Annotated in this window: 4 protein-coding genes; 1 reads left to right on the forward strand and 3 read right to left on the reverse strand. The window is 62.1% G+C overall.

Features of this window, described 5'->3' with window-relative positions; genetic code table 11:
- Window positions 1-187 precede the first annotated feature (187 nt).
- Window positions 188-424 carry an IclR family transcriptional regulator domain-containing protein gene (locus tag AC6FTP_RS25285; protein WP_497209678.1) on the forward strand — a complete coding sequence of 79 codons (237 nt, stop codon included), beginning with the start codon at window positions 188-190 and terminating at the stop codon, window positions 422-424.
- Between the two features lie 63 nt (window positions 425-487).
- On the opposite strand, the gene AC6FTP_RS25290 is transcribed toward AC6FTP_RS25285, so the two are convergent.
- From AC6FTP_RS25290 to AC6FTP_RS25300, 3 genes are all read right to left on the reverse strand, one after another.
- On the reverse strand, window positions 488-2,977 hold the full coding sequence (locus tag AC6FTP_RS25290) for a hypothetical protein (protein WP_497209679.1): 2,490 nt from the start codon (window positions 2,975-2,977) through the stop codon (window positions 488-490).
- Window positions 2,978-3,056: 79 nt separating this feature from the next.
- Complete coding sequence (locus AC6FTP_RS25295; protein ID WP_497209680.1) at window positions 3,057-3,962, reverse strand: helix-turn-helix domain-containing protein; 906 nt, start codon at window positions 3,960-3,962, stop codon at window positions 3,057-3,059.
- A 333-nt stretch (window positions 3,963-4,295) separates the two neighbouring features.
- Window positions 4,296-5,339 (reverse strand): sulfatase-like hydrolase/transferase (locus AC6FTP_RS25300; RefSeq protein WP_497209681.1); only part of this gene is annotated, 1,044 nt, incomplete at its 5' end.

Below are 5,339 nucleotides of genomic sequence, written 5' to 3' on the forward strand. Positions count from 1 at the left end.
CATTCACAGCATTAAAATTGCCTGGATCATCTTGATCCCCCGACGCCATGCGAAACGCACCCTTCTCGAGTCCTTAACTGGCAAAACCAAGGTACGGACGGAAAGCCTGTTATTTCCTTCTCGGCTCTTCTCATTTCACCGCTTTAGCCCCTCACTTCCCCCAAAGTTTCGCGAACTTCTCGGTGACGTGGAAGTCATCCCTGCCGGTGGGCGAGAAAGCGGTGCGCTAGGCTACGCCCTCGACCGCGGCGAAGAGAGCGAAACCTTCGCCTGCGTCTCCGCACCTATTTTCGATCATCGCGGCCAGCCCGTCGCCGCCATCTGGATCAGCGGTCCATCGGATCGCGTCACGCCAGCCAACCTGGAGAAGCTCGGGGCCAAAGTGAAACAGTTCGCCGAGCAGCTTTCGCAACGGCTCGCATAAGGTGGCTGCGGCTTTGGCCGCATTCCGGGAAGATTCGGCTCAAGCCCCAGCCACTTTGGAACCTCACCGATACTCAAGCTGCGCCGTTGCGGTGCAGTCCGCGCTGGCCTTCACGCGGAGCCAGTGGGCGGCGTAGCCTTGGGGGAACTGGTGCACGAGGGGCTTGCCGGGCTCGACGGTGAGGTGCTGGTAGGCCTGCCATTGACCATCGGCGTAGAAGTCCACTTCGAGGGAGAACTCGACGGGCTGTTTGGCATCGTGCGAGAGGGTGAGGGTCTTCTGGTCGTAGCCGGTGAGGAGATAGGGATCGCTGGCTTGGTTGGCTTGGACGGCGGTGTCGCGCCATGGGCCGCCGAGGCCGCGCGGTTGGCCGAGTTTCCAGAGATCGTCGATGGCTCCGAACCAGAGTTTGGCATCGGCGCTGCCGAAGATGTGGCCGTCGTTGGCGGCATCGGGTTTCACGCCGCTGAGGACGAGCATGCCGCGCCAGACGCAGTAATCGGCGATGGGTTTATGGTGCGTGGCGACGGGCTTCATGCGCTGGAAGTCGGGCATGTTGCGCTGGCCGGAGGGAGACGTGCCGCCGCGAGGGACTTCGTAAAAGGTGCCGTGGTAGTTGGCGAGGTAGCGCTCCTGGATGCACTCGCGGATGCTGCGGCAGGCGGGTGCGTCGCTGAGGGCGGCGTCACCTTTCGGCAAACGGAAGCGCTGGCCGTCGTAGCGAGTCACAATGATCGATGCGGCGTCTTCGGTGAACTCGTTCTTCAAGGCGTGCGTGTCTTGCAGCTTGGCGACTTCGGCTGGCGCTTCGATGGCGTGGAAGGCGAGCTTTTCATCCACCTCGAAGTAGCGGCCATCGCGGGTGAGGAACTGCAGGTTGGTCGTCGGGAATCCCGCGCGGATGATGCCGCCAAGGCTGGTCATGGATTCGGAGGCGGTGGTGAGGCCGTCGAAGAGGCGAGCTTCATCGAGCGAGGAACGGCGCGAAGTCGAGACGTGCAGGAAGGCGGTGGCGATGCCGTCGGCGTTCGCCTTCACGCGCAACCATTGGGCTTTGAGGTCGCTCGGGAAGATCAGGGGCGAGTAGCCTTTGGCTGGCAGCTCGCGGGTGGTGAGTTCTTTCCACTGACCGCTGCCATCGGCATCCGTCTCGATGGTGAAACTCACCGCGGCATCGCCGTGATTGACGAGGTGCAGACAGCGCTGCTCATAGCCTCCGATGAGGATGGCATCGCTCGGCGTGTTCGCTTTCACCGCATCTTCCACCCACACACCGCCGCGTGCTTCGGCGGGCCCCCACGATGGCAGGTCATCACGTTGCAGGAACTGCAGGTTTGAATGCGGCTGGCCGGGCACGGCGAAAGGGATGCCGTGCACCGAAGTCGCTTGCTGGCTGAAGACGAGTTGGTTATTCCATTTCGTCATGTCGGTGACGGTGACGAGGGTGGAGGCGATGTGCCGCAAACCGCCGCTGTGGCCGTCGCGGAAGCCGGTGGGCAGCTCGTAGAGGCCGTTGTGCAGGAACATCAAACGCGGGCCATCGCCCACGTCGCAGATGCGCGGCCACTCGGTGTTCGAGCCATGCACGCCATCGGCGGTGTAGCTTGATTTGGGCAGGCGATAAGTCGTCCACCTGCCGGATTTCTCGCGCACCTTGATGAAGGCCGAGCGCAGGTCCCAGCCGAGCGCCCAGACGGGTTCGTCATCGCTCTTCGGGCCCGTGAGTCCGCCGGGGCCGGTGATGTCGAGGTGCTGCCGACGCGAGAGGATGCGCCACGCTTTGCCATCCCACTCGCCGAGGTTGCCGATGTCCTCGCTGATGCCGCGCCACATCGTCTGCCCGGTCTGGCGAGGCGTGGCGAGCTGTTGATACGGCGTTTGCAGATACGGCCACGTCAGTTTCTCCGTCTCGAACTTCGTCGCCGCGCTGGTGTAGTCCACTTTCCAAAAAGGCGATGGCGCAGGCTCCTCACCATTCGCCGCGATGAAGAAGTGCCCCTGCGCTGTCCACGCGCCTTTGTAGTGCCAGCCGGGCAGCGGCTTCTTAAAAAGCTCCGTCACCGCCAGCGAATGCACGTCCACCTCATACACCGCGCCTTCCTGCGTGAGGTAGAGCACCTTGTGCTCCGGGTCGGTGAGATGCCGCGCCAACGCGGTGAGCCGTCCGGGCAGCTTGTCACGCGGGATGACGCGCACCTTGCCCGCCTCATCAATGGCATACGAGGCGATCAACAACTGCCGCGACTCGCGATGAATCATCCGGCAGGCATTTGTGCCGCCCACGCTCTCCGGCCGGATCTCCAGCGACATATCAGGCAGGATGGCGAAGAGCTTGTCATTGCCGCGCCCGAGGTCGTGGGACGTGTAAGTCGTGCTCCACAGCTTCCCCGCCCACGGCACCGCCGCGCCGAGTCCGCATTCCATGGCCGACCTCTCGCGCTTCGGGTCGGAGTTGAAGACCGTGAGATGCGGATAAATGCCGGAGACGCTGAGCGGATCAGCGGCGTGCGAACAGACGACGAGCAAAAGCGAGGCGGCCAACGTGGTTTTCATCGAACGATGATCTTGCCGAGTGACCGGCTTTTTTCCATGTCTCCAGACGACTGATCTTTGGTCTGAATCCGACCCGCTGTCAGGCCGCTGCACGCGCCGCATACTCGCCCGGCGTGCAGTGCATGAGACGCTTGAAGACCTTGCCAAAATGAGCTGCGTCCGCAAAACCCACACGCAGCGCGATCTCGCCCACCGAGTAGCGACCGCTCTCCAGCATCCGGCAGGCATGATTCACCCGGACACGACCGAGAAAATCCGCCAGCGTGCCCTCCGTGTGTTGGCGGAAGAGTCGGCCCAGATGGTCCGCGTTCACCTTCAGGTACTCAGCCACGCCAGCCAGCGTCATCGTCTCGGCATAATGATGGTGAACAAGCTCCATCGCACGCCGCAGCATCACTGGAAACTCCATCGCGGAAATCCACGGCAGCCCGCCCCGTCGCGGCAGGTCATTTTCCAGCGGCACCCCCCAGGCCTCCGCCAACCGCGCGGCCATCTGCGCCACCAGGCGCAACCTCGTACGACGCGGCTCGATCTCCGCCCCCTCGACGTGCGTTGTCTTCATCATCTGCTGCAACAACGGCTCCGCAGGCACTCCGCGACGCTGCGCATACCGCCGGATGCGCCACTCCGCCTCCGCCTCGGTCCCGCGAACGATCACCGAGCCATAGTAGAAAGCCCCCAGCACACGCCCCTGCACCACCAGCGGCTCCACCATGTCCGTGAGCCCAAGATGACACTGCCCGACAAAGCCCACCCCACGCCGGATCAGCACCCGATTGACCGCATGTTTGTTGTTCAGACACCCGCGCAGCGTCGCTCCACTTTTCGCCAACACGCAAAACTCACAGCGATGAATCTTCCACTCCTCCGGCAAAGCCAGATCCGGCACCCGTCGTGCCAACCCTGCTAGGTCCGAAAAGCTAAGGCGCCACGGCCCCTCGTCTTCGACCAGGGTGAGGAGTTGTTCGAGGAGCGAGGGGGGCATTGAAAATTACCATTCCTGAATAGCGAAGTGGAGCAATGTAAGCATTTGAAAATGTGGCATTGAACAGGAAGCTGAATCGGCCTTTGGTCCTGCCGTTGGATTCCCAACTGATGCCCCTCTCACGAGCAAGGCTGTATTTGCTCAGTCCACAGCATTCCCGGAGTTCCTGCAAGCGGCGTGGCCGCCGCATCGCGGATGCGCTCAGCGTAGTCGTGGGCGTCGTGGTTGCCTGGCGCAGTAGGCATGGAAACTCATGCTGCGTGGACCACTGCCAGCGGCGTGAGCCGCAGGGCGGTGAGGAGTTTGAGTGTGAGCTTCATCAAAGTGGGTGCCTTATCTCCACAGCGGTTCCATTTGTTCGGCGTTCCACTTATCCCAGAGCGCTGATAGTTGCTGCACGCGGGCGGGTTCTTGGGTGGCGAGATTTTTGATCTCACTGATGTCATGCGTGAGATCGTAGAGTTGCCACTCCTTGCCATCCCGAATGAGCTTCCAGTCGCCGAGACGCAGGGCGTTCTTTTTGCCAACGCGCCAGAACAAGGGACGTTCGGGCAGCTGCGTGGCCTTGCCCGTGAGCAAGGGCATGAGGTTGATGCCGTCCAAGGTGACTTCGGCTTTGGTTGAAGGCTTTGGAGCTAAAGCACCAGCCACTTTCAGCGCGGTCGCGGTGGCGTCTATGGACGCCACAGGTGCATTCACCACCTGACCTGCGTTGATGTGATTCTTCCACGACGCAATGAAGGGCACGCGAATGCCGCCATCCCAGAGTTCGCCTTTGCCTCCGCGCAACGGAGCATTGGTGGAGGTGAGTTCTTGGGTGGGGCCGCCGTTGTCGCTGAGGAAAACAACGAGCGTGTTCTCTTCGATGCCGCTGTTGCGGATTTGCGCGAGTATCCTGCCCACGCTGTCATCGAGATGCGCGAGCATGGCGGCGAAGATGCGGCGCTGGATGTCTTCGATGTGCGCGAACTTCTTCAGGTAATCATCCGTGGCCTGCATGGGGCTGTGAACGGCGTTGTAGGCGAGATAAAGAAAGAACGGCTGCGCGGAATGCCGGTCGATGAAGTCGCAGGCTTCACGCGTGAAGACATCGGTGAGGTTCGCATGTTCGTCCACGGGCTGACTGCTGCGCAACAGCGGGTTGTCCGTGTCGTATTCGGGTTCGTTCGAGCCGAGATGAGTGCTCCATACGATACGGCCATCGGGTGAGGTCCACCGACCCTGGCCGCCATCCGGCAGGGTCTTGCGGCGCAGCCAAGTCGTCACGCCCTGCCACGGCGGCGGCACATAAAAATGCCCCTCGTGCAAAAAGCCGAAGAACTCATCAAAGCCACGCCGCTGCGGATGAAACGGAGCGGTGCCGCCCAGGTGCCACTT

The organism is Prosthecobacter sp. (assembly GCF_044378005.1).
Taxonomy (GTDB): domain Bacteria; phylum Verrucomicrobiota; class Verrucomicrobiia; order Verrucomicrobiales; family Verrucomicrobiaceae; genus Prosthecobacter.